Source organism: Pseudoalteromonas sp. Of7M-16 (assembly GCF_022347805.1).
Classification (GTDB): Bacteria; Pseudomonadota; Gammaproteobacteria; order Enterobacterales; family Alteromonadaceae; genus Pseudoalteromonas; species Pseudoalteromonas luteoviolacea_F.
This window is the reverse complement of record NZ_JAKRFY010000014.1, coordinates 1-20,955: the sequence shown is the minus strand read 5'-3', so window position 1 is coordinate 20,955 and position 20,955 is coordinate 1. Positions and strand designations below refer to the sequence as shown.

28 protein-coding genes and 1 pseudogene are annotated in these 20,955 nt (G+C 39.6%); 26 read left to right on the top strand and 3 right to left on the bottom strand.

Annotated elements, in window-relative coordinates:
- Positions 1 to 71 precede the first annotated feature (71 nt).
- The 3 genes from MHN81_RS15060 to MHN81_RS15050 form a co-directional block, all read right to left on the bottom strand.
- Positions 72 to 1,814: a carbamoyltransferase C-terminal domain-containing protein gene (locus MHN81_RS15060; protein ID WP_239426127.1), complete on the bottom strand. Its 1,743-nt coding sequence runs from the start codon at positions 1,812 to 1,814 to the stop codon at positions 72 to 74.
- Positions 1,815 to 1,891: 77 nt separating this feature from the next.
- Positions 1,892 to 3,004 (bottom strand): ACP S-malonyltransferase, encoded by a 1,113-nt coding sequence (gene fabD, locus MHN81_RS15055; protein WP_239426126.1) that lies wholly within the window; start codon positions 3,002 to 3,004, stop codon positions 1,892 to 1,894.
- 14 nt (positions 3,005 to 3,018) lie between these two features.
- Positions 3,019 to 4,506: a PfaD family polyunsaturated fatty acid/polyketide biosynthesis protein gene (locus tag MHN81_RS15050; RefSeq protein ID WP_239426125.1), complete on the bottom strand. Its 1,488-nt coding sequence runs from the start codon at positions 4,504 to 4,506 to the stop codon at positions 3,019 to 3,021.
- Positions 4,507 to 4,778: 272 nt separating this feature from the next.
- Between MHN81_RS15050 and MHN81_RS15045 the strand changes: the two are divergent.
- The 26 genes and pseudogenes from MHN81_RS15045 to MHN81_RS14920 all read left to right on the top strand — a co-directional run bounded on the left by MHN81_RS15045 (position 4,779) and on the right by MHN81_RS14920 (position 20,811).
- Positions 4,779 to 5,291, top strand: a pseudogene (locus tag MHN81_RS15045) (M23 family metallopeptidase).
- A gap of 171 nt (positions 5,292 to 5,462) precedes the next feature.
- Positions 5,463 to 5,831, top strand: a complete 369-nt coding sequence (locus MHN81_RS15040; protein WP_023401141.1) for a hypothetical protein — start codon at positions 5,463 to 5,465, stop codon at positions 5,829 to 5,831.
- A 40-nt stretch (positions 5,832 to 5,871) separates the two neighbouring features.
- A complete protein-coding gene (locus tag MHN81_RS15035; RefSeq protein WP_239426124.1) occupies positions 5,872 to 6,291 on the top strand; it encodes a hypothetical protein in 420 nt (139 codons plus the stop codon).
- Between the two features lie 115 nt (positions 6,292 to 6,406).
- Positions 6,407 to 6,724, top strand: coding sequence for a hypothetical protein (locus tag MHN81_RS15030; RefSeq protein ID WP_239426123.1), 318 nt, complete (start codon positions 6,407 to 6,409; stop codon positions 6,722 to 6,724).
- A 102-nt stretch (positions 6,725 to 6,826) separates the two neighbouring features.
- Positions 6,827 to 7,183 (top strand): Imm8 family immunity protein, encoded by a 357-nt coding sequence (locus MHN81_RS15025; protein WP_239426122.1) that lies wholly within the window; start codon positions 6,827 to 6,829, stop codon positions 7,181 to 7,183.
- 109 nt (positions 7,184 to 7,292) lie between these two features.
- Complete coding sequence (locus MHN81_RS15020) at positions 7,293 to 7,691, top strand: hypothetical protein (RefSeq protein WP_023401139.1); 399 nt, start codon at positions 7,293 to 7,295, stop codon at positions 7,689 to 7,691.
- Positions 7,692 to 8,238: 547 nt separating this feature from the next.
- Positions 8,239 to 8,718 carry a DUF1203 domain-containing protein gene (locus MHN81_RS15015; protein ID WP_023401137.1) on the top strand — a complete coding sequence of 160 codons (480 nt, stop codon included), beginning with the start codon at positions 8,239 to 8,241 and terminating at the stop codon, positions 8,716 to 8,718.
- A gap of 120 nt (positions 8,719 to 8,838) precedes the next feature.
- Positions 8,839 to 9,330, top strand: a complete 492-nt coding sequence (locus tag MHN81_RS15010; protein WP_023401136.1) for a GNAT family N-acetyltransferase — start codon at positions 8,839 to 8,841, stop codon at positions 9,328 to 9,330.
- 404 nt (positions 9,331 to 9,734) lie between these two features.
- A complete protein-coding gene (locus MHN81_RS15005) occupies positions 9,735 to 10,046 on the top strand; it encodes a hypothetical protein (protein WP_023401134.1) in 312 nt (103 codons plus the stop codon).
- 462 nt (positions 10,047 to 10,508) lie between these two features.
- Positions 10,509 to 10,832 carry a hypothetical protein gene (locus MHN81_RS15000; RefSeq protein ID WP_023401132.1) on the top strand — a complete coding sequence of 108 codons (324 nt, stop codon included), beginning with the start codon at positions 10,509 to 10,511 and terminating at the stop codon, positions 10,830 to 10,832.
- A gap of 95 nt (positions 10,833 to 10,927) precedes the next feature.
- Positions 10,928 to 11,515, top strand: a complete 588-nt coding sequence (locus tag MHN81_RS14995; protein WP_239426121.1) for an SMI1/KNR4 family protein — start codon at positions 10,928 to 10,930, stop codon at positions 11,513 to 11,515.
- A gap of 118 nt (positions 11,516 to 11,633) precedes the next feature.
- Positions 11,634 to 12,062 carry a hypothetical protein gene (locus tag MHN81_RS14990; protein WP_023401130.1) on the top strand — a complete coding sequence of 143 codons (429 nt, stop codon included), beginning with the start codon at positions 11,634 to 11,636 and terminating at the stop codon, positions 12,060 to 12,062.
- Positions 12,063 to 12,152: 90 nt separating this feature from the next.
- A complete protein-coding gene (locus MHN81_RS14985; protein WP_023401126.1) occupies positions 12,153 to 12,440 on the top strand; it encodes a hypothetical protein in 288 nt (95 codons plus the stop codon).
- A 594-nt stretch (positions 12,441 to 13,034) separates the two neighbouring features.
- Positions 13,035 to 13,415 carry a hypothetical protein gene (locus MHN81_RS14980; RefSeq protein ID WP_239426120.1) on the top strand — a complete coding sequence of 127 codons (381 nt, stop codon included), beginning with the start codon at positions 13,035 to 13,037 and terminating at the stop codon, positions 13,413 to 13,415.
- A 34-nt stretch (positions 13,416 to 13,449) separates the two neighbouring features.
- Positions 13,450 to 13,899 carry a hypothetical protein gene (locus MHN81_RS14975; protein WP_023401124.1) on the top strand — a complete coding sequence of 150 codons (450 nt, stop codon included), beginning with the start codon at positions 13,450 to 13,452 and terminating at the stop codon, positions 13,897 to 13,899.
- 545 nt (positions 13,900 to 14,444) lie between these two features.
- Entirely contained in the window at positions 14,445 to 14,879 is a 435-nt protein-coding gene (locus MHN81_RS14970) for a hypothetical protein (protein ID WP_239426119.1), read from the top strand.
- 122 nt (positions 14,880 to 15,001) lie between these two features.
- Complete coding sequence (locus MHN81_RS14965; protein ID WP_239426118.1) at positions 15,002 to 15,466, top strand: hypothetical protein; 465 nt, start codon at positions 15,002 to 15,004, stop codon at positions 15,464 to 15,466.
- A 115-nt stretch (positions 15,467 to 15,581) separates the two neighbouring features.
- The gene (locus MHN81_RS14960) at positions 15,582 to 16,001 is read left to right on the top strand and encodes a hypothetical protein (protein WP_023401121.1); all 420 of its coding nucleotides are present in this window, start codon (positions 15,582 to 15,584) and stop codon (positions 15,999 to 16,001) included.
- Between the two features lie 118 nt (positions 16,002 to 16,119).
- Entirely contained in the window at positions 16,120 to 16,404 is a 285-nt protein-coding gene (locus tag MHN81_RS14955) for a hypothetical protein (protein WP_239426117.1), read from the top strand.
- 285 nt (positions 16,405 to 16,689) lie between these two features.
- A complete protein-coding gene (locus MHN81_RS14950; RefSeq protein WP_239426116.1) occupies positions 16,690 to 16,935 on the top strand; it encodes a hypothetical protein in 246 nt (81 codons plus the stop codon).
- 515 nt (positions 16,936 to 17,450) lie between these two features.
- Positions 17,451 to 17,768 (top strand): hypothetical protein, encoded by a 318-nt coding sequence (locus MHN81_RS14945; RefSeq protein ID WP_239426115.1) that lies wholly within the window; start codon positions 17,451 to 17,453, stop codon positions 17,766 to 17,768.
- A gap of 121 nt (positions 17,769 to 17,889) precedes the next feature.
- Positions 17,890 to 18,441, top strand: a complete 552-nt coding sequence (locus MHN81_RS14940; protein ID WP_239426114.1) for a hypothetical protein — start codon at positions 17,890 to 17,892, stop codon at positions 18,439 to 18,441.
- A 147-nt stretch (positions 18,442 to 18,588) separates the two neighbouring features.
- Positions 18,589 to 18,951 carry a hypothetical protein gene (locus tag MHN81_RS14935; protein ID WP_023401116.1) on the top strand — a complete coding sequence of 121 codons (363 nt, stop codon included), beginning with the start codon at positions 18,589 to 18,591 and terminating at the stop codon, positions 18,949 to 18,951.
- A gap of 122 nt (positions 18,952 to 19,073) precedes the next feature.
- The gene (locus MHN81_RS14930) at positions 19,074 to 19,445 is read left to right on the top strand and encodes a hypothetical protein (RefSeq protein ID WP_239426113.1); all 372 of its coding nucleotides are present in this window, start codon (positions 19,074 to 19,076) and stop codon (positions 19,443 to 19,445) included.
- A gap of 341 nt (positions 19,446 to 19,786) precedes the next feature.
- Positions 19,787 to 20,419, top strand: a complete 633-nt coding sequence (locus tag MHN81_RS14925; protein ID WP_023401113.1) for a hypothetical protein — start codon at positions 19,787 to 19,789, stop codon at positions 20,417 to 20,419.
- A gap of 167 nt (positions 20,420 to 20,586) precedes the next feature.
- Complete coding sequence (locus MHN81_RS14920; protein ID WP_023401112.1) at positions 20,587 to 20,811, top strand: hypothetical protein; 225 nt, start codon at positions 20,587 to 20,589, stop codon at positions 20,809 to 20,811.
- Positions 20,812 to 20,955: the final 144 nt, after the last annotated feature.

Genomic DNA, 20,955 nt, shown 5'->3' with positions numbered 1-20,955 from the left:
TGTATAACTTATAAAGTGACCGCCCACCTTGGCGGTCGCCCCAAATCAATGTTGATTTAGGGCGCGTGTTGCTAGTTTTTCTCGTAGATGGTGTTATTGATCACCAACACATCGATACCTGACATCAAGAACACCGCAAGCATGTCTTCAACAGAATGCACAATGGGCTTACCCATGATGTTGAAGCTGGTATTGAGTAGCACAGGTACGCCTGTGATCTCTTTAAAGCTACTGATCAAGTTGTAGTAAGGTTCGTTCCATTCTTTTTTCACTGACTGCAAACGACCCGTATTATCAACGTGCACCACAGCTGGGACTTTGTCCCGCACAGCTTCTTTAAACACCAAGGTACGTTCCATGTAAGGAGATTCTTGGTAGTTTTCAAAGTACTCATCGCCGTATTCATGCAAGATGGAAGGTGCAAAAGGCCTGAATTCCTCTCTGAACTTAACCCGGGCGTTGATGGTGTCTTTCATATCCGGCAAACATGGATTTGCGAGGATTGAGCGGTTACCCAAAGAGCGAGGGCCAAACTCTGCGCGTCCCTGTGCCCAACCGATAATTTTACCTTCGGCTAAAAACTCAGCGGTTTTCTTGTAGACTTCATCACCATAATCTGTGGCTTTTAGATGGCCGTACTGCGCCAGTTTTTGCAGCGACTCTTGTTTGACTGTGGAGCCTGTGTATGGGGACTGTACAGTTTTACTCGGCTGCCAGTTTGGGTTGTCTTGTTGATAGCTCAAAAACGCAGCGCCAATGGCATTGCCGTTGTCAGCAGGCGCAGATGGCACAAAAATATTTTCGAATTTAGAGCGCTCAAGTGCTGTGCCCATAAATGATGAATTCAGCGCACAACCACCAGAAATTGTGAGATTTTTAGATGGCGCATAGTCATATGCTGCATTGATCAAATCCATGAAGATTTCGCCAAATACCAGCTGGCCTGTGTAGGCAAAGTCTTTATAGCGCTCAACTGATTCACCTGGCTCTCTTGCCATGCTTTTGATCTCTTTCATGATGGCGTTGAGGTTTTTAGGCACCGCAAAGTTACCGTTTTTAACTTGCAGTGATGAGCGTAGTAAGTCATAGACCTTTTGGTCTTTTTTACCATACGGAGCAAGACCCATTACTTTCCACTCTTCTCCCTTTAGCGGGTCAAAACCAAGGTTTTCACAGATAATGGTGTAAAACAGTCCAAGACTTTTAAAAGAGCGTTTTACCTTGATAGGAGCTGGCTTTATTTGGCCATTTTTATAGCTGTAATAGGCAATACTGCTTTTTTCACCCATGCCATCTACGACGATACAGGCTGCATCGTCGTACGGGCTGTTAAAACACGCATTGGCTGCGTGAGTTAAATGGTGATCGTGATAGCGGACATCGGTAGGCTTTTTGGTTCTGTAGTTGCCGACAATAAAGTTACGGCAACCTGCTTCAAAAAAGCGTGACAGGGTTCTGCCCGCAGCAGCTTGAGAGGCGCGAGCAAAGTAGAATTGATCTTTAATATCGCGAGTGTTGACGTCGATATTAAATGAGAAGGTTTCTAAAATACTTAAAACCACATTTTCTAAAATATTGGTGCTTTTTTCGCGGCCCTTGCTCCATGTTTTGGCAATCACTAACTCAGTGCAGTCAGCGCAGTGGGTTTTGAGCACTTCCTCAATGTAGTAAGGGTTGTCTGGTAGACAGTATAAGCCGCGCTTGTAGCCTAAAAAGCGTTCCGCGTCTTCAGCGAAAATCAGTTCGCCTTTTTCGTTAACGATCGCAATTGCAGGATCGTGAAATGAGGTTGCTAAGCCAATGTAATATTTCATCGCTGTGGTCCAAAAGTATTGTTAATGTTTATTCTGTTGATGGCCTTTTTCAGGCCAGTGTATTTATTCATGTTGTTTTAAGCCGTTGCCGCTATGTGAGCCTTAATAACTGCTGGACTTACGTCATTTAAATGGAAGTATCCGCTGTAATCGTGCAAATAAATTGTAGGGCGGTGACCAAACTGTAAGGTGGCTTGAGAGCGTGTTTTACACGGAGTTGTTTGGCCTTTTACCATCACCTCAGTACCAATTGGGTAAGTATTATTCCAGCGTGTTACTTGTTGTTGCGGTGTGGCAACTACATGATTGACCTGAGAGTTCGTTACTGTGCTGAGTATTGGGATTTTGGCAAAGTTTTGCTCAATGGTTTGTACTAGTTTGGTCAGGACCTTTTTTGGGCCAAGTTCCAAAAAGCACATATCACCTTGTGAGAGCAAAAATTCGATGCTTTTTGTCCACTGTACAGGTTGGGTAATTTGGTCAATTAAAAGTCTTGAGATGTTTGCGGCTTGGTACGGTTTTGCGGTCACATTAGCAATCACTGGCGTATGCAGGGGAGCAAACTCGATGGTTTGAATAAAGTCAGCAAATTCAGCTTGAGCTGGGGCCATATAGCGAGAGTGAAAAGCACCACTGGTGTTGAGTTTGATAAAGCGGCCTCCTAGTTGTTCAATACCGGGTTGGCTTTGAGTGATGTCATCGGCAAGGCCGGATATCACTATCTGCTCTGGCGCATTCAAATTAGCAATATCAATAGACTCTAAGTTGTTGTCTAGTAAAACGCTTTTTAACTCAGACTCAGTAATATTGAGCACCGCCGCCATAGCGCCTGAGGCCGCATTACTCATTAGCTCACCGCGTTTTTTTACCAGCTTTAAACCGGTCTCAAAACTTATTGCACCTGCGGCAAACAGAGCTGTGTACTCCCCTAAGCTGTGACCAGCTAAATAGTCTGCTATACCCTGTTGTTTCTGCTGCTGTAAAAAGGCGAGGGCGCTGACAGTGTAAAGCGCAGGTTGAGTAAATTGAGTGTGATTAAGTTGCTTGTTGGGATCTGCTAAGCACAGCTCGCTAATTGAGTAGCCCAGTAAGTCACTTGCTTGCTCGGTATACGTAGGAAACTCAGCAAATAGCTTTTTGCCCATGCCGACGTATTGTGATCCTTGTCCCGGAAATATGTATGTTTTCATATCTACTCCGTTTTTTATTTGTAAGCGAGGTTAGCTGCCAGTAGTTGTCGAACCTTGGCATTCATCAATTCAGCGGTGTCGCGCATCAGTTTGTCTGCAATCTTATCAACGTGACGGTTTTGCCATGACTCCAGCTCTGTGCCTTTCACCCATTGGTTAAAAGCACCAAGGGAAGGGCCGGTATGTACCTGAAAGTTCACTCGCGCTTGTTCATCACCGCTGAAGGCCAGTTTCATACTGTGGGCAAAATACCAGCGAAACACCCGCGCCATTTTGTACTTGCTGTCTTGCTCTGCACGCGTTACATCTTCAGGGCGGCCAGTTGCCAGCAAGTACGCTTTGGTTTGTCGCCAAATGGCATCAAAGCTCATGTTGAAATATTTGTCTTGTAGTTGGGTTTTGAGCTTGTCAGGCAAAGCATCGAGTGAGTCATACTGCTGGTACAGTTGAAATAGCTTGTTAGCGCGAGCCGCAAAAAATACACCTTTTTTAAGTACTTGTACCTTGGCTCCCGACTCAAACATATCGCCAGCTGGGGCGTAATCAGTGTCTTGTACATTGATGTTTTGCAGCATATTTTTAACTGTGTCTGAGGTGCCAGCTTCGACGGTGCATTGGTTAATCGAACCGGTAAGAATAAAGTCAGCGCCCATCATAAATGCAGCAGCTGCCGAGCTGGGCGTACCAATCCCACCTCCAAGACCTACACGAGGCACATGAGCAAAGCCATATTCTGCAACTTTTTGGTTGCGCAGACTTTGTATTGAAGGGAGCAGCACTGCAGGTAAGCCTCTGTCTGTATGGCCTCCTGAGTCTGCTTCGACGCAAATGTCATCACACATAAATACCGATTGGCTTAATTGCGCTTGCTCAGTGGTGATCTTGTTCGCTTCGAGCAGTTGTTGCACGACCCGCATAGGTGCAGGGCTTAAAAAGTGACTTGCAACCTCGGGGCGCGAGAGTTTGGCAATCACTTTGTTGCTAGAGCGCACAATGCCTTGCGCGTCTTGGTATAGGCCTTGAAGGCGATATAACACAAGCGCAGGTGTGATGCGGATAAATGCCGCCGCTTCAATACAGCGTATACCGTATTTTAAGTACAGCTCAACAGTGGCAAGCTCAATATCAGGCGAGTCTAAATTAGCGACCAAATTCATGCCATAAGCTTGGCCTTCAGCAAGTGTTTTTTGAATATGAACAATATCATGTTCAATGTCTTTTATGGCTCTACCGCCAGTTCCTAAAAAACCCATCAATCCAGTATTAGCAAGGGCAGTCACTAGCTCTTTAGATGCAATACCACGATACATGCCCCCAGCTAAGTAGGCATATTTTAAACCATAGTCCTTGCGAAAACTGGCACAGCCAAGACTGGATGGCAAAATGGCTGTGGGCTCACTACTTTTCGTGTTTTTAGTACTTTCTTGGTTTTTATTGTTATTTTTTTGTTCACAAACGACACCAAATGATTGGAAGTTTTCCTTATCTAGTGTGTGCGGCATATCTATTCCAAGCGAGTTTACGGCTAATTATGGCAAATAGTGATACATAATTATGAAAGCAAAATGGAGGAATAAATCAAAATCGTATAGTACAAGATTATTAGATTGTAATTTAATCAGAGGCATATTCAGCACTTTTTAAGGAGTTTTAGTATTTAATCTACTTTTAAAGGCTTGTTACCGGCTAAGTTATTACTTTTCGTGCAAAACGCGCAATAGATTTATTCGCTTTTTTAAATGTGTGACAAGGTGGTTTTTTCAAGGAGATTCATTTGAAGTTGTTTAAATATGTATTTTTAACCCTATTAGTTGCAATAGTGATTGGGGGGCTGGTCCCGCAATCTCTACATATACCTGTACGAGATGCCACTGTAAATGATTGGCACCAAAACACCTTCTGATACGAACCATGGGGCACATCAGGGGTGCACAAAGGCATAGACATATTTGGTAAAAAAGGCACAGAGGTATTATCGGCGTCGAGTGGTGTTGTGCTTTTTGTCGGGCAGGCCAATAAAGGTGGCAAAGTTGTGGCTGTGCTTGGGCCAAAATGGCGTATTCATTACTATGCTCACTTACAAAGTTACTCAATCTCCCAAGGGCAGTGGCTTAGTTCAGGAGAGTCAATAGGTACACTTGGCGACACTGGTAACGCCAAAGGCAAACCCGCACATCTGCATTATTCAATACTTTCTCTAATCCCTCTGCCTTGGCGCGCTACACTAGAAACACAGGGTTGGAAAAAGATGTTTTATTTAGATCCTGGAAAGGCGCTGGTGGAGTGAATTTGTTTTGGCCTTTGCTCTGTGCAACGTATCTAATAATTTTAAATGCCATTATTACAATTCAATTAAACTGTGGGCGCAAAATAGCTTGCTTGCGCTTATTCTTCGCTTAGTTTAGTCTGCTATTCTTAGCCGATTATTAAGGCGTTGTATTCTCTAGGAGCATCGTAGATGTACGATAGAAGTTACGGGATTCTATTTTCTGAGTTTTCAGACTCAACAAAATATGACGACTTTAGGTTTGTTATTCCATGCTTAGAAGCAATTCGCCTTCAGCTAGAAAGCTTATCACTGAAAAGCGATGGGGTTTTTGAATTCTATCTAGTGTCAGTCTGTAGCCATTCAACCGATAACTGTTATCCGGAAATTGGTGTACACACTAAGTCGGGTAAGCTATCAGACTCAGATTACGACCTCCTAGAATCCATTGTAATCAAAGAAACTCAGTCTATATCTGCGGAAAGCCAATATTCTAACCATTCTAACCTAGCGGCACCATCTTGGGCGAGGTTAAAAAAACTAGGCTCCTATCCAGAGTGAGCATAAAAAACGCATCGAACATAAAGAGTGCAAAAAAAGCTTGGCTTGCGATCCTATAGCCAAGCATTTTCCGCCTCTTACGGCGGCGTTAGATGGCACAAATATGGTCCGGTGTTTATTTATAATTATTGCGTTATTCTTTTGGCAAGTTAGTTCAAATGAAATTTGTGATGCTAATTCAAAAAAATGTGCTCAAGTGGGGAGTGCTGCGGCTTGGATGCTGTCAATTATTGAAACCTCAAAAGAGTCGTGTGACGAAAATAATGAAATAAGCCAATGGTTAAAATCAAATCATTGGTTAGTTGAGCAGGTTAAAGCTAACGAGTCTGAATATGATTATTTAGCTCAAATGCAAAAAAGAATGTATTGGAGTTCGAATAATCCTAAGGTTGCTCAACAGTGTAGAGAAATAATAACCTTAATTAAAAGTGGCTCACCTCTAACCTCTGAGTTAAGGTAAGTGCCATATAAAAAGTTAATAAATAAGGACAAAAAACAGCTTGCTGTTTTCGTTCCTCAACATTTCAGCCAACAATTTTTGCCTATTATTAGAGCGTTAGCAGCCGTGAGGGATTATGCGTAAAATTGTCATACTGGCATTATTTTTTAGTTTTTCTTGTTTTGCTCATGATATAACTAAAACTTGGGCGAAACTTGAAAGTGATTATGTGATTGCTATTCAGCAGCAAGAATACAAGAAAGCACTGAAATATGCTCTTGAGTTAAACAAAATCGACCCTAATGATACACAAGTTCTTTTGTTTATAGTTTTCGCCTCAGTTAAATCTAAAACTGAATTACCAAATTGGGTAATGGAAAAACCATGGGGTTCCGCGTCAATATTAGATGTTTTTAATAAACAATTAGCAATTCAGCTGTTAAACGGCAGCTAACAAAACGCTTTGACCAATGGTCGCAAAACAGCAGGCTTGCGCTCCTTTGTTGCTAATTTTAGCCTGCTATTTTGCGCCGCTGTGCAAAGCGTTAGAGATACCATGAATATTGAGTTACTCGGAATAACAAGCGAACAATTAGAACCATCAACTTCCGGTTACCCTAGTGATTTGGAAGAGTTTGATGTTCTCATGGAGCTAGACTTGTGCTTTGATAATCATCAAGCCGATAGCGTGTTTTTTGAATTCTATGTAGCCTCTCCCAAGGCAATTGAAAATCGGACAATTAATTCATTTATGCCGCCGACATTGGTGCTCGAAGAATTTGATTGGAATGTTATTAAGTGTCATATTTCAAAGTTACTTTTACATGCAAATGGCAGTAATTCGTGGGCTGAAGTTGCAACAAGGCTTTCTGGCCAAATTAGGCCAACTAGTTTGAGTTGCTTTCCGTTCTAGGTATCTTTAACAAACAAGGCAAATTAAAAAGGGCGGCAAATAACCGTTGGCTTTGTTCGTACCTCACAAATTTTAGCCAACTACAACGGCGTTAGGTTTCCCTTAGACTATGGAAGAACTTGAAATTAATGGAGTAGTACCCGAACTCAGTGGGAGAGAACTAAAACAGTTGATTGTGCAGGAGTTCTGGTATGAAGGTGTCTGTGAAGAAGAGGCCAATGTCGTCTATCTCAATGTCGGAAATACTTGGTATCGACTTTACTTTGATTGCGGCATCGTTTTCTGGCGTCACGATATTACTGATTTTGAAAATGAGCACATAATTAAATTTGATGAAACCTCATATAAGTTTCGTGACCTCGGTAACGAGTTGAATATTGCGGGGTCGCAAATAATATCTTGTGAAACGGAAGCCATTGAAAATGGGTCTAAGGTTACTTTCAGCTTAAATGGTAGGTCAGGCATCGTCTTTAAATGTATAGGTGATGATACGAGTTGGGAGACATAACAAGTCAATTATGGCATGGACGCAAAACGCATGGCTTGCGCTCCTTTGTCGCTAATTTTAGCCTGCTATTTTGCGCCGGTTAGGCAAGCGTTAGGGTTACAGGGTAGATATGTCGCATATTGAACAATTTTGTGAATCAGCAATTGCCAAAGGTGATGGCACATCTTCAAACGACCATGAATATTTTGAATCTATGAAGGAACCCATTCAGAACCTCACGAATACTCCGAATTACTTTCTTTACTTAAGCATAAAAATGATTGGGTAGTTTGCTGGTCTGCCTGTCACCTTCTAGCAACAGAGCATAAATCAAAAGCCAATAAAGCTCTAAATGCTTTAGTTCAAAAAGGTGGTGTCTCTGGTTTCAGTGCAGAGATTGTGGTTCAAGAGTATGAGCGTGGTTCCATTGCATCTCCTTTTGTGCAAAAGTAACCCTAACAAACAGTTTAAAGGCGTACAAAAAACAGTTGGCTTTGCTCGTACCTCACAAATTTTAGCCAACTATTTTTAGCCGTTTATTTTCGGCGTTAGCTATTGAGGGAGTCAAATGAAGTATAAAATAGTACCTGTAAGATCGGATTTCTTAGATAAAGTTAGAAATGTTGGTATTGACGATCAAAATCAACCTGTAGAAGTATTGGAAGCTAAAGGTGGTGAACCATGTCGAGATGTGCTTCGTGGCGCAAAGGCTGGTGAAGAACTAATATTGGCCAGTTATTGTCCGTTCACAAAAACAGGCCCGTATAAAGAATATGGTCCAATTTTCGTACTGGCAAACTCTGAGAGTGGGGAGTTTGATAGTAACAAACTGCCATTGCCAAATGGATCTGAAACCGATTATTTAAGTCATACATTTGTACTAAAAGCATATTGTGCTAATGAGCGTATATTAGACGCAAAATTGACATCACCTGAGCAAGCAGAATCAGATCTTGAAGAGTTTTTAACCAATGAAAAGGTAAGCTTTGTAATTGCAAGATATGCTGCTTACGGTTGTTACAGTTTCAGAGTTGATCGTGTGGCATAGCTAACAAGTTGATTAATGAGACTAATCTTACTGTGTCGTTTTATGCTATTGCGCTTCGCGCGCAAAAACTATCCCAGCAAAATTTGCAATTATCAAGGCGTTAAGTTTTAGGAAAAAATAGTGGAAGTATCACTCCGTTCAGTAACTAAGGGTAATTACGAAGAGGTTTGCGAGCTTGATGTTACAAAAGAGCAGGAAGAATATGTCGCATGCAATATGTATTCGTTAGTCGAGTCGATGTTCAATGAAGGGTATGAAACCAGGGCAATCTATTTAAAAGAAGAACCGGTTGGATTTTTTATGTGGGTGCAAGAATCCAATGAAAGAATATCGATATGGCGTTTCATGGTTGATAAGAAATATCAACAAAAAGGAATTGGTCGTAAAGCATTGAACCTTGCCTTGGATGAAATAAAGCAGGAACCAGACCTCCGAGAGATCGAGATTTGTTATGATCCTGCTAATCCAGTGGCAAAGGAGTTCTATTCTAGCTTTGGGTTTGTAGAAATTGGAATGGACGAAGACGGTGAGGATATGCTTGCCGTTATTGAGTTAACAAAAAAACCTAACAAAAACAGTCATGGGGCGCTGAAAAGCGCGCCCGTGCTGTAAGCGTTTTATGCCTAAGGTAGAGTTGTGGAATTAATCGAAGCTATTTTATTGGGGTTGCAACTTAAGAACCTTCAAAAACCCTTTGTATTTTTCTCAATGCTAATTGGTTTTTTGTTTTTTACATTAGCTGGTTTCGGGATGTTATTCGGTATTTATGAAATCCTTGTTAGTGACAAAGCTGGAAAGCTATTGCCTAGTTTAGGCATAATGGCATTTTCGATATTGTTTTTTGCTCTAGCCAGTGTTTGCAGCTATATGATAAAACGCTGCTTTAGATAGGCTTAATCGACATATAACAAGCCAATAATGGTAAGGACGAAAAAAGCTTGGCTGCGCTCGAACCTCGCTAATTATAGCCATGCATTTTGCGCCCCATATCGGAGCGTTAGTTGCCTAGGGAAAGCATGTACGAAAATATCCGAGTTCAGTTAACCGAAATGATCTCTTTGTTAGAAGACGAAAAATCAGATTGGTGGGTTAAACACTTTAAACGTGCGTTATCAGCTTTTGATTCCAATGAGTTTCTTAATTGTGCCAACATAATAATGGCAGGAAGTGGCGGTATAGGTAGCCTAAATGATTTAGTTCTAGGGCAATCAACCAATGCCAAAGGTGAGTTCTGTTGGAAAGCCAATGCTGATGAACTAAATCAAAAGTACAAGCACTTATTAGGAGAGCTTTACGCATTTTCAAAGTCAGTACAAAAAGGCAGCTAACAAGTTGCTCAAAAGGACGCAAAACGCTTGGCTTGCGCTCCTTCGTCGCTAATTTTTGCCAAGCATTTTTTGACTCGGAGCAAAGCGTTAGTTGCACTGGAGAATTATGAGTACAGCTGGAATTGTCATTTTTGCGTTTCTATTTATCACGTTTATTCTTATTTTTAGAAGTTTCGTTATTTTTACATCGGCTTTAGGGCGTGGTCAGTTTAAACTAAGAGAGCTTAATTGTTGGTTAGGTGGCTCAATTATTTTTGTATTAACTTTTTGTGCTACGATGCATTATCACGAAGAGTTGGGCATCAAGAAAACTTGCGCACAAAACGCAGCTTCTTGCTGAGAAGGTACAACTAACAAAGTCGTAAACGCGGACAAATAACCGTTGGCTTTGTTCGTGTCTCACAAACTATAGTCAACTAATATTAGCCGGTTACAGCGGTGTTAGCTATACAGGCGAGAAACATGAATATTCGAAAATTTGAGCCAATGCCGACGCGCCCATGTAAGTATTGTTTGGCTTTGCAGGATGATTCAGTTTTTACCGACTTTGATGTAAATCCAAATGGCTGCCTTTACTTGGTAAGAATATCTTTTGATGGCTATGGTTGTTGCGAACCACAAACAAAAATTAAAGAAATGGACGCGGTAAGTTCAGAAAATTTAAAAGCCTACATAGAAAACAATAGTTTTCAGTCTCCTGAAGTAAGTAACCTACTGAGTAAGTACTTTCGTGAGAATAAGTCAGCTCTGTGGGAAGAGGCTTTAGTAGAGCATGGGCTTATTTAAGAGCATGAGTGTGGTCTCAGCTAACAAGTCAAAGCTCTCGGACTTAGCAAAGCTGCCAGCTTCACAAAGCGGGTGTTTGAGACGAAGGAAGTAATTTGAAAATTGAGTTATCTCCAAAACAAGGCTGGTCTACTTTTTTAGATTCAGCAAAAGTAGAGGGTGTTGTGTTTGAACATATAAGTATCAAAGAACACGGCGGGCGTTGGAATTATTATAATTTCACTAGTAATACATCGATTTGGGAATTAGACAAAAACTTAATAATGATTACTTTTGATGTTTCAGAAGAAGAAAATATTTGTGCTTTATCTGAGTCAGAGAAAATGGAAGAATTCGAGTTAAAAATACCTACTGATATTGCAATTGCAGAGGCTCAAGAAAAGCTAGGTTTCACTTTTCCACCTGAATATGTAGCATTCATTAAATCTGGGTATGACCTAGGTGATGCACCACTTGAAGCATTAGAAATAACCGATCCACCTAGTTATGCTGACATATATGAAACATTGGTGAGTGCTCGACAGTTTTATGACTTACCTGTTGAGCTCATGCCTATTTGTGAAGATAACTCTGATTACTATTGCATTAATAGAAGTGGTGAAGTGGTGTTTTGGTCGCACAATGGGGTGACTGATGAAAAGTGGGCTAGCGTAGCTGAATGGCGTAACCAAATGGTATTATAAGCAGGCGAATAGCGTACAACTAACAAACTATTTAAAAGCGGGCAAAATTCAGTTGGCTTTGTTCGTTCCTTACAAGTTATAGCCAACTATATTAGCCGTTAGCAGTCTTTGGAGAATTATGAGCGACATCGAGATACTAGAAGAGAAGCTATTAGGGAATTTCTATTCTCGTATAAGTATTGGTGATACATTCGATCTATATTTCGATAGTTTTTGGCTTATCTCTCAAAATGTTATTTCTCCAGATGAAGAGGGCTTAAATAGAGTTATTTCTGGTTATCAGCCAGCTAAAGAAGCAATCGACAAGGAAGATATTGCTAAGGGAATAATTCTTACTACAACGCTTCGGCAAAAGATAGCAGAGGTTTTCTTAAATTCTGATTTAAGCTTAGAGCTGAGTTTTGAGAATGGTGTTAGATTAAAATTTACAACAGACACCGAGATAGTCGATTGGCAATGGGCAATAAATGAGAATGCTCAAGATCCGCATATTGATTGTATTGTAGGTGTTTTCGAGGAAGGGGAGATTCGGCATGGCAACGGCTAACAAGTACAAACCTGTCACTCAAACTGTTACGTACGTACCAACTTTGCCAGCCGCTGTGCTGGGCGTTAGGTGTTTAGGATAGCTGGTGTAATGGATACAATTATGTTTTATATTATAGTTTCATTGATGTTTATATTTTGCATAATAATGCTTGTTCTTTCTTCGCTCCTTTATAAGCATATTTTACCGTCAGCACCAGAAAGAGATTTATCTGTTCAAAGTAATATTTGGCCTTTAACGTTAGCTGCTGAACATTTTTCTGAATCAGGGCAAAGAATTAGAACTATAGGTTTTAAGATTCTCTGGTGTTGCGCAGGCGTCATTGGAGTTATTATTTCAGGTATAATTGTTTTTTTACTGGTTGTAACTAATACCTAACAAATCGCCAAAGTACGAACGGAAAAAGCTTGGCTTACGTCACTTTGTTCCTAATTTAGCCAACCATTTTACGTCGCTTAGGGCTACTAAGGAATCGAGGTGCGGAGTGAATTTCAATATTTCTTGAACGAAGGTGATCATGCTGCCTTTGACGATCACCTATGGAGCATCGAGGAGTGAACATTAAACATGGGCAACACTTCGATGAGGTTCTACTAGATGATGGCCTCATCCTAATATAACGAAGTGTACTAGAGGACGGAATCCTTACTTCCGGCCGAATTGCAATTGCTTCAACTGATTTGGATTGGGCTTACAACTGCTCATCTCATCAGGTAGTTGAGTCACTGTACAAAAAATTAAGAAATGGGCTTAAAAAACGTTGCGTCAACTCTCAGGCTTGTTTCAACGAGCAATTAGAGATTCTTACGACCCAAGCTGTAAATCATTTGATACTGTTGGTGGGTGAATGCTTTGTAACAAACTAATTAATAAGGACAAAAACAGTTTTCTATTTTCGTTCCTCAACATTTTAGCAAACAATTTTCTGCCTATTATTAAAGCGTTAGCTGCCAATCCATATCGGAGTATTAAGTGTCTACGAAATATTGTCTGTTCTTTATTATCAGTGTGCTTATTTCTCTACCGAGTCACGCTAAACGCAAGGCTCCGAAGCCAGTATCATCAATCATTTCTGGTAATTATGTTTATACTGTTCCACATTGGTCTCATGAAAATGGAACTAATCAAAATGGTGGATACATACAAGTCTTAGACACTAAAACAGGGAACCCCATATGGGGAATCCAAGTATATAAAACATCTTATGAGCAATCTCAAGAATCTGATGTTCAAGATGTTTTTATTACTTCTACCGAGCTAAATTTTTGGGGCAATAAGTTGAAAGTTACCAATGAATTGGGTCATATCTATACTGTTGATCTAAAAAATAAAGCTGTAAGCTCTGTTGAGTAGACACTTAACAAGGCGTTACACCTTAAGGAAGGCCATGTATAAACTTTTAATCTTGTTTATTTTTTCTAGTTTTGAAATATTAGCTTGTGGTGATGTAAAAGGTTTTTCACCTTTTGCCATTAATCATCAAGCCCAGAATAAATCTGAGCATGAAATGATAGAATACGAAATACTTTCACCAATCCAAAAAGGTGATGAGTTTTTAAGTAGTGTTACAGCACGTATAAAAGGCGAGTTTATAGTTAACTTAGATATACGTGACGATCACAACTATGTAGGCGAGTACTACAGTTCATATTTAAGTATTGCTAAAAAGCACATTAATGATACTGAGATTATACTGTCTTACAATACTACAAAAAAAGATAGGTCCACTGTTATTTTTTGCGCAAATTGGAACGTCTATAAACTGAAAGAACTTCTTGCTTTCGAGCCAGCGGAGGTTGCTCCGCCACCACCTCCAAGACTACCAGATTCAAAGTAAGCGCAATTGATGTTTATGTTTAACACGGTAATGATGTGTGGGATGTCTAAAGCTTTGGCTGGCGCTCATTCTTCGCGAATTTAACGCCTCATATTGCGGCGTTGGGTGTTCGTAAATGACTGGAGCTCCAATTCTCATCATTGCACAACTTTTCATGTTAGGGTGGTCTATGTTTCTAGCTGGTAGATGTGGGTATATTTACTGGCTACAAGTAATCGTTATAATTAGCTCTTCACTTTTTTGCATTACAGTTATAGCGTCGCTAGCTGAAAGCACTCATTGGTTAATTTTTTTTCAAGGGTGTGTTTTTATAAACACACTCTTCGTGTTATTTAAATACCATTGTAAAAACAACTAACAAACTATTTATAAGAGCATGGTGGGCAGTCACAAATTCACTGCTATTTTTGGTGATCTCAGCGTAAATTATTGTTATTGTCGAGCGTAATAAATTGTGTATCTGAATAGCCTTTGTTTTGCGGCGGACAGTACACTGTTGTTATGCGACATGTATCGTAGATAAAACGTTATGTACTAAGGTGATTATGACTAAATCAGCTCAGGTAATAGTTTTGCTGTTTTCCTTTTTGTGTATGTTCTCTGGTATAAATGGACTGACCAAGAACACAAACACTGCTTATACAGTTGAGCGAGTCGCGGAAGGAACCGTTCTGGTCTTGGAGTGTCCAAGAAAGTCTTCTGCTCGTTTGAAGCTAACTAATTCTGAAGACGTGTTCTCCTTACCCAAATCATTTAAAGACTCTACAGGCTGCCGCAATGAAAAGGTTGCTCAATCATTTATCGGTAGGTTAGCTAAGCTTTATATTAGTCGTAATGGTAAGGTAGTTGGTGCGAATATTTCCGGCAAATCGTATTTAACATCGTCCGAGGCCCGCAGTGATTCAAGGACTTCATCAGTCGCCATTCTTTTCATGGGTGTAGCTATGTTTGCTCTTTGGATGTTTAAGCGTCGTACATAACAAACCAAATCACGGGACATGTTTTTGCGTGCTTTTTGTTGTTTAAAAGTCAGAGGTTTAGGTGTAACCTTCAGTTTTAATTATCAAAATTCCCGTGTTTGGGGTATTAGGTACAATCGAGTATGGAATACGATTACAAGAAAATAATTAAAGAAGGATCATCAGATCTGGGATCCATTAAAGGGTTAAGGCTTGATTCGGCTTTAGCTAATGTTGTCGCGGATGAAATAAATGTTGTTCATCTTCTATTTGATGGTGTTTGGTACTCAGTGCATGGTCTTGTTGGCTCAGAGGTTATGGGTTTTAAACGCAGTCTCGAACAGTTTCAAGAAGAAAGTTCCAATGAAGGACGTTGCGTTTGTAGGCTTCCAATGTTAGAGCAATTCATAGGTTTTGAAGTCGTTGAGGTAAGGCAAATCGGTGAGGCGTGGAATGGCCATGGTTTCGAATTAAGCTTCAAAGATGTTCCAGATAAAACCCTAATTCTGCAATCAATATATACTGGATCCGAGCCAGAAGACTTCAATGATTGCATGAGAATTGGTGTTGGTAATTATGTCTATAAAGTACCAGAACTTAACAAGTAAAGGCACCGAATCTCAAAACGCCGCTTTATTCTGGTTTTGGCCCCCGCAGCGGTGTTGTATTTAAATCAGGTAGGGTGCAAGGGAAAAAGAATCAGTGATACTTCAAGAGAACACAATGCAATCTGTGGTTTTTATTTTTGAGTTTTCTACGTTAATCGCACTTCGTGGTGCGTTCAAAAAAGTTCATGAAAGAACTGATTTCGCCGAAAAGACTGTAAAAGAATTAGGCAATGGCAGATATCAACTTCGCATTACCAAACTTATCAAGCTAAACGAAGAAAATATCGAGAAACACAGAACTGAGCTAACGTCAGATGTAAAGGGTTATGGCGGCAGTTTTGTATCCTGGAAAGTACACAAGGTAGTTTCTGGTAACAATATAGATAATAAGAAGGTAAGTAATACGTCAAAGCTGCTGTATATGCTGACTACAGCAGGCGATGCAAGGACATACAGGCAATATAAAGTGCCGCTATTTTCCATATTGTTCACCATTGTTTTGTTTCTGGTTTTATCCTTTGTAGGCGTCGTGTAAATATAACAAACGCCTCAAGCGGTTGATGCAAAACGTTTGGCTTGGACTCCTTCGTTGCTCATTTTAGCCAAGCATTTTTCGCTGTTTAGGCGAGCCGATATGTGTCTTTGGAGATATCATGGACAAATACGAAAAGTGGAGATTAACTAAAGCAGAGATAATGGCTGCTTATGCTCTATTACCAGAAGATGTCATCGAGTCAGGTAACGGTTATTGTGAGAAAGATTTTTTAACTTACATTAGTCACAACGAGTTATTATTAGCCATGGAAGAACTAGATGGTGTAATCGTTGATAATGGCCTTCAATCTAAACAGTTTTGGACTCATTTAATTAATGCGGCGAAATTAATGAATCATCGTCATGTTGATAGATATAGTTCAATCCGTAGCGAAGCCACATAGCAAGCGTATCAAGTAAAAGGGCGTAAAATTGCAGGCTAGTGTTCTATCGTCGCTAGTTTCAGTCTGCTATTTTGCTCGGGTTAAGCTAGGTGTTAGGGCTATGGGGAAATACCTTGTTAGATAAAAAGATAGATAAATTTTCGTACAAGTGTATATCCAATTCGAAATGGAGAAAATTGTTTGGGGTTGTTAATGACTAGAGCTTAGAAATAGTGCATTGTATGTGGAAGCTTGTATGTGAACAGCAATGCCGTAGTGGTTTTGTTCATAGTATAGAACAACTTGGTGACAATTCTATTGGTGATTGCGGTGCTTTTGAATGGTCCTTTTGAATTCAGGCGAATTGAATGGCTGTTGCTACCTCATAGGGTTGAGTTTAAGCCATGTGAAAATGCACCAACTCAATACAAAATGCAGGACCTAACGCCAACATTAGAGTATTTGAGTATGTTCGGGTGTTTTGAGGTCGAGATGGACAAGGTTGGACTGAGAATATTTGGGTACAAGCTTGAACAGACTGTGTTAGAGTGATCCACAACTTGTGATATTTTTACTAAGAGTCTCATACCTTAGTGCGGAATGAGACTCTTAGTAGAGAATTGTGAAAATGTATAAAACTTTCGGATACTTTGAAAAAGACATCTTTTAGCTAACTTAAAGCTAGAGGATGTATTGTGTCTATTAAAAATAAGACATTAGATCGTAATTCAAACGGTCAAATAAAAAGAAAATATACGGGGCCTGAATCGTCATATTGGTTGTGTCAAACTCCAAAGTGGTGGATAAAATTATATATGACGAAACCTCGTAGGAGAGAAAATCAAAGGTTATGTCACGCCAATTTAAAAGGCCAAGATCCCGATGGAATAGCTTTTCCGTTGGGGAATTCTAAGCCGCATATATATTATTGGTAATCATAGCCTAACAAGTGCAGTCATCGGACAAATTTTGCTGTGTCGCTTTTTGCTAACCCGCTTAGCTGGCAAAAACCAATCCAATAAAATTTGTCCATGCTGCAAGTGTTATATGGCAATTGAGGTTAAATATTGGATTCAGGTTTAAGTAAAGAAGCCCTAGCTCATTTAGAGGTTATTGCTCAAGTGACAATTCACCTCCGTTTTTTAGGCTATCAAGCTACAAGTTCGAAAAACTCTTCACTGTTTAGTCTATTTAAGCGGTCGAACTTTTTAGATTCACAGCTAGTTGCAGATTTAATGGATGCTATTCACAATACGCCAGCTCAAATATCACAACCATTTTGCTCAACTGAAGAATATATAAAACTGTACTATCGTAGTTTTGATCAAAAATATCCAAACTCAATTTCTCTCGAAACTATATTCAAAAACTACACTGGTGAATAAGTCATATAACAAGTTAATTAAACAATGGTTGCAACACTGCAAGCTTGCGCTCCTTTGTCTCTTAGTTTAGTGTGCTATTTACGCCGGTTAAGTGAGGCGTTAGCAGTATGGAGAGACTTGTTTGCACCCCGTCGAATTAACTTTCTATAAATTGGTATCCAAAGAAATCGAGTTGTCCACATTCGAGAGTTGGGTGTACTCGGAAACTGCACTCGAACAGACTCTAAGTTCTGATGATTATCTCGAAATAATTTCAATAAATTACAAAACGGCATCAGGTCTATATGAAGCTCAAAAAGTGCTATCAAAGTACTTTTCTATGGGTAAATATTATGATTGGAGTATTCGTAATGCTCTTTGTAAAATTATTGAGAAACCAAACGATGTTCATAAATATGTCGAGCAATGTTATGACCTATATTGTGAAGGTTTCGGTTTTATGGATAACCTCGGTTTAGGTTATGGACTTGGTTTAACTTGCTCAGATGACTTCAATGGGAAGGTTGATGATTTTTACCCACAGATAATTGAAGAAGCTAAAAGAGTAATGCTGTGGTTAGATTCTGGTAAAATAGTAATAACAGGCCATAGTGGTGAATATCATGGTGTTGAATACAATGACAATCGAAGCGCCAAAGAAAAAGAGCCAACGGGTTATAAAATACAAAAATAAAAAAGCGATAGTATTAGGTTTTGAGTACAGTTCACAAACGTATCAAGGATTGACGTAAAAAGTTTGGTTTGTGCTCATTCTTTATTAATTATAATCAAGTATTTTATGCTACTTATGCGAGCGTTATAAATACCTTAAGGAGCTAGTGTGGACGTTACATTTTTCGCAGAAAATGAAGGTTGCGTTCTAAATAGTTTTGAGGGAATTCCTGAAAATTCAATTCTTGGTGGTGGACGTTTTAGCAAAGCACAAATCAGTGATTTACTTGGTTGCTTTAAATGTTCAGCCACTATTCTAAGCAACAACCTTTGGATATTACCAACGAGTTTTTCTAATGAGTTGAGCTGTATTGATGATGAACAATTGAAGAGTGCTGCTGTTTACTGGTCGAATGAGAAATCATGGGTAAATACTAATGTTAATGATATGGATTTAGCTGGGCACTTATTAGAATTAAAATATGCTTATCAGTCTCATTTAAATAAAAGAGTTTTTGTACTATTTGAGTAAATACTTATAACAAACCAATTTAGCGCGAGACTGTTAAAGCTTGGCTCAGTTTCGCTTCGCATCACATTTTAGCCAACTAATGCTTAACCGTTTAATACGGCTTATGCTTCAAGGGTAATTATATGAAATATTCTACATTCTTTCTCTTGGTCTGCTTTTCAAGTTTTGCCGTGGGCAGTTGCTTAGATAACGATGAGTACAAGAAAAAGAGAACAGACATAGTAAAAGAATCCAGAGAGCTTAATCGTTCATACAAAGAGTGTAAAGAATCAGCATACAATAATACTTACTGGAAGGCTGTATCAGAATGTACTTTGAAAGGGTTAGGAAAAGACATAGGTGGTGGGTGTGGGCACATGGTTGGACAGGGAGCTTATCCAATGCAAGAGCCTGATAAAAACCATTGTGAAATTTTCCACATTCCGAAAGAGGTTATTTTAGAATACAGGCAGCAGTTAATAGATGAGCTAGAGCTGCAAAAATGTGAAACATAACAAATTGCTTAAAACATGATGGAAGAACATGGTGGGAAGTAGAAGAACATGGTGGGACAGTCACAAACTTACTATAGCAATTTGGGACAGCTTAAAGCGAATAGATGTCATGCTATTCCTGACTGATTCAGGAGAGAACCGCTAGGAAATAGTTGATTGGGGCATAAGCACAAAAAGGGCTCACCATCTCATGTTCAGGTAAGATTATCCGCATCGAAGGATAAATGCTGTACAATACAATGAAGCTGACTTATTAAGCGTCGCCGGGTCGGCACGAGGTTACCACAGTGCTGTGGTACTCTCCGGTTAGTTTATTGGGGCGCTAGCAGTACAAGAGACACATGAAAAAAATAGATTATTCAAAATATTCCATTTCTGAATTATTAGATGTAAAAGAAAACATTCACCCAAGTTCGAGTAATTACAGTGCATTTTTGGAAGAAATGGAACGTCGTGAAGAAGAAATTCATCAGTTGAATGAGAGTCTTGAAGAAGGTTCTTTTTCATTAGCTGAACGAAAGATACAAATTGTTGGGTATTTTCAATTGGTAGCTGCGATTGCAATTTTTTTCGTTATTGCGTTATCGACTTTTACGAATGGAATGTCAGTACTATTGCTTATAGCTGGGATCCCCCTAATTATCCTGAATGCAGTAGCTGGATACACAGCTGTTAAAGAAAAAGCACAATGGTATTGGCTATCGATTCTCAATCAATCTCTACAGGCTATAGGGTTTTCTATAGGCTCAGTAACCGCCAAATATTCAGGGTTAGGTTTTATCGGCCTGTCAATAAAGCATGCAACGAGCCCAGAGTTGGCTTTTGGTTTTGAGTTTTCACCTGGGTTTTCTTTTTATAAGTATACGGAATCATTGAATACACAGTGGATTCAAATTGATATTGTTGCATTGATTTTCATCGTGGCACTGATAAAGGTTAAAGATGTGAAAGGTACTACTAACAAATCAAGTTAGCCTAATTCGTAGCATTGACGCGTTTTTTTCTAACCCGCTATGGCAAGTAAAAAGACATGTTTTGAGGATATGTTGCATGTATTTGGTGGCATTTGGTGGGACAGGCACAAATTTATTGTGCTGTTTTTTCGCCGATAAGGCGAGCGTAATATTTATAAGGTTGTAGTATGGCTAATGTGACCCCTGAAGAATATGTTGGCAGATTGGTCGGTATTGCTAAAAAGCTAATCGACGAAAATCAGTTTGGCCCTATTGAAATCATTAAGTATTTAAGGCTCGAGGAGAATTGTTCTTTAGGGCAAGCGAAGGAAGTATTTGTAATAGCTGAGCATGATGAAACGCTTGGTCAATATCAAAAGCGAGTAGTAGCCCCGCTCATGGAAGAGTTTTAAAAACTTGTAAATGAAAGTGGTGAAGAGTGACTGTCAAGTACATACATCCCGAATTCAAGTTCCAAGTGCACCACTCATATTTTCAAGTGAAAAGGCTTCTTTCGGCGTCTGATAATCTAAACTTTTTCTGGGCCGGCTATTAAT

Bases quoted from the DNA above. Each gene is read 5' to 3' on its own strand.
- MHN81_RS15060 (WP_239426127.1), bottom strand. From the start codon at position 1,814: ATGAAATATTACATTGGCTTAGCAACCTCATTTCACGATCCTGCAATT.
- fabD (WP_239426126.1), bottom strand. From the start codon at position 3,004: ATGAAAACATACATATTTCCGGGACAAGGATCACAATACGTCGGCATG.
- MHN81_RS15050 (WP_239426125.1), bottom strand. From the start codon at position 4,506: ATGCCGCACACACTAGATAAGGAAAACTTCCAATCATTTGGTGTCGTT.
- MHN81_RS15040 (WP_023401141.1), top strand. From the start codon at position 5,463: ATGTACGATAGAAGTTACGGGATTCTATTTTCTGAGTTTTCAGACTCA.
- MHN81_RS15030 (WP_239426123.1), top strand. From the start codon at position 6,407: ATGCGTAAAATTGTCATACTGGCATTATTTTTTAGTTTTTCTTGTTTT.
- MHN81_RS15025 (WP_239426122.1), top strand. From the start codon at position 6,827: ATGAATATTGAGTTACTCGGAATAACAAGCGAACAATTAGAACCATCA.
- MHN81_RS15020 (WP_023401139.1), top strand. From the start codon at position 7,293: ATGGAAGAACTTGAAATTAATGGAGTAGTACCCGAACTCAGTGGGAGA.
- MHN81_RS15015 (WP_023401137.1), top strand. From the start codon at position 8,239: ATGAAGTATAAAATAGTACCTGTAAGATCGGATTTCTTAGATAAAGTT.
- MHN81_RS15005 (WP_023401134.1), top strand. From the start codon at position 9,735: ATGTACGAAAATATCCGAGTTCAGTTAACCGAAATGATCTCTTTGTTA.
- MHN81_RS15000 (WP_023401132.1), top strand. From the start codon at position 10,509: ATGAATATTCGAAAATTTGAGCCAATGCCGACGCGCCCATGTAAGTAT.
- MHN81_RS14990 (WP_023401130.1), top strand. From the start codon at position 11,634: ATGAGCGACATCGAGATACTAGAAGAGAAGCTATTAGGGAATTTCTAT.
- MHN81_RS14985 (WP_023401126.1), top strand. From the start codon at position 12,153: ATGGATACAATTATGTTTTATATTATAGTTTCATTGATGTTTATATTT.
- MHN81_RS14975 (WP_023401124.1), top strand. From the start codon at position 13,450: ATGTATAAACTTTTAATCTTGTTTATTTTTTCTAGTTTTGAAATATTA.
- MHN81_RS14970 (WP_239426119.1), top strand. From the start codon at position 14,445: ATGACTAAATCAGCTCAGGTAATAGTTTTGCTGTTTTCCTTTTTGTGT.
- MHN81_RS14965 (WP_239426118.1), top strand. From the start codon at position 15,002: ATGGAATACGATTACAAGAAAATAATTAAAGAAGGATCATCAGATCTG.
- MHN81_RS14960 (WP_023401121.1), top strand. From the start codon at position 15,582: ATGCAATCTGTGGTTTTTATTTTTGAGTTTTCTACGTTAATCGCACTT.
- MHN81_RS14955 (WP_239426117.1), top strand. From the start codon at position 16,120: ATGGACAAATACGAAAAGTGGAGATTAACTAAAGCAGAGATAATGGCT.
- MHN81_RS14930 (WP_239426113.1), top strand. From the start codon at position 19,074: ATGAAATATTCTACATTCTTTCTCTTGGTCTGCTTTTCAAGTTTTGCC.
- MHN81_RS14925 (WP_023401113.1), top strand. From the start codon at position 19,787: ATGAAAAAAATAGATTATTCAAAATATTCCATTTCTGAATTATTAGAT.
- MHN81_RS14920 (WP_023401112.1), top strand. From the start codon at position 20,587: ATGGCTAATGTGACCCCTGAAGAATATGTTGGCAGATTGGTCGGTATT.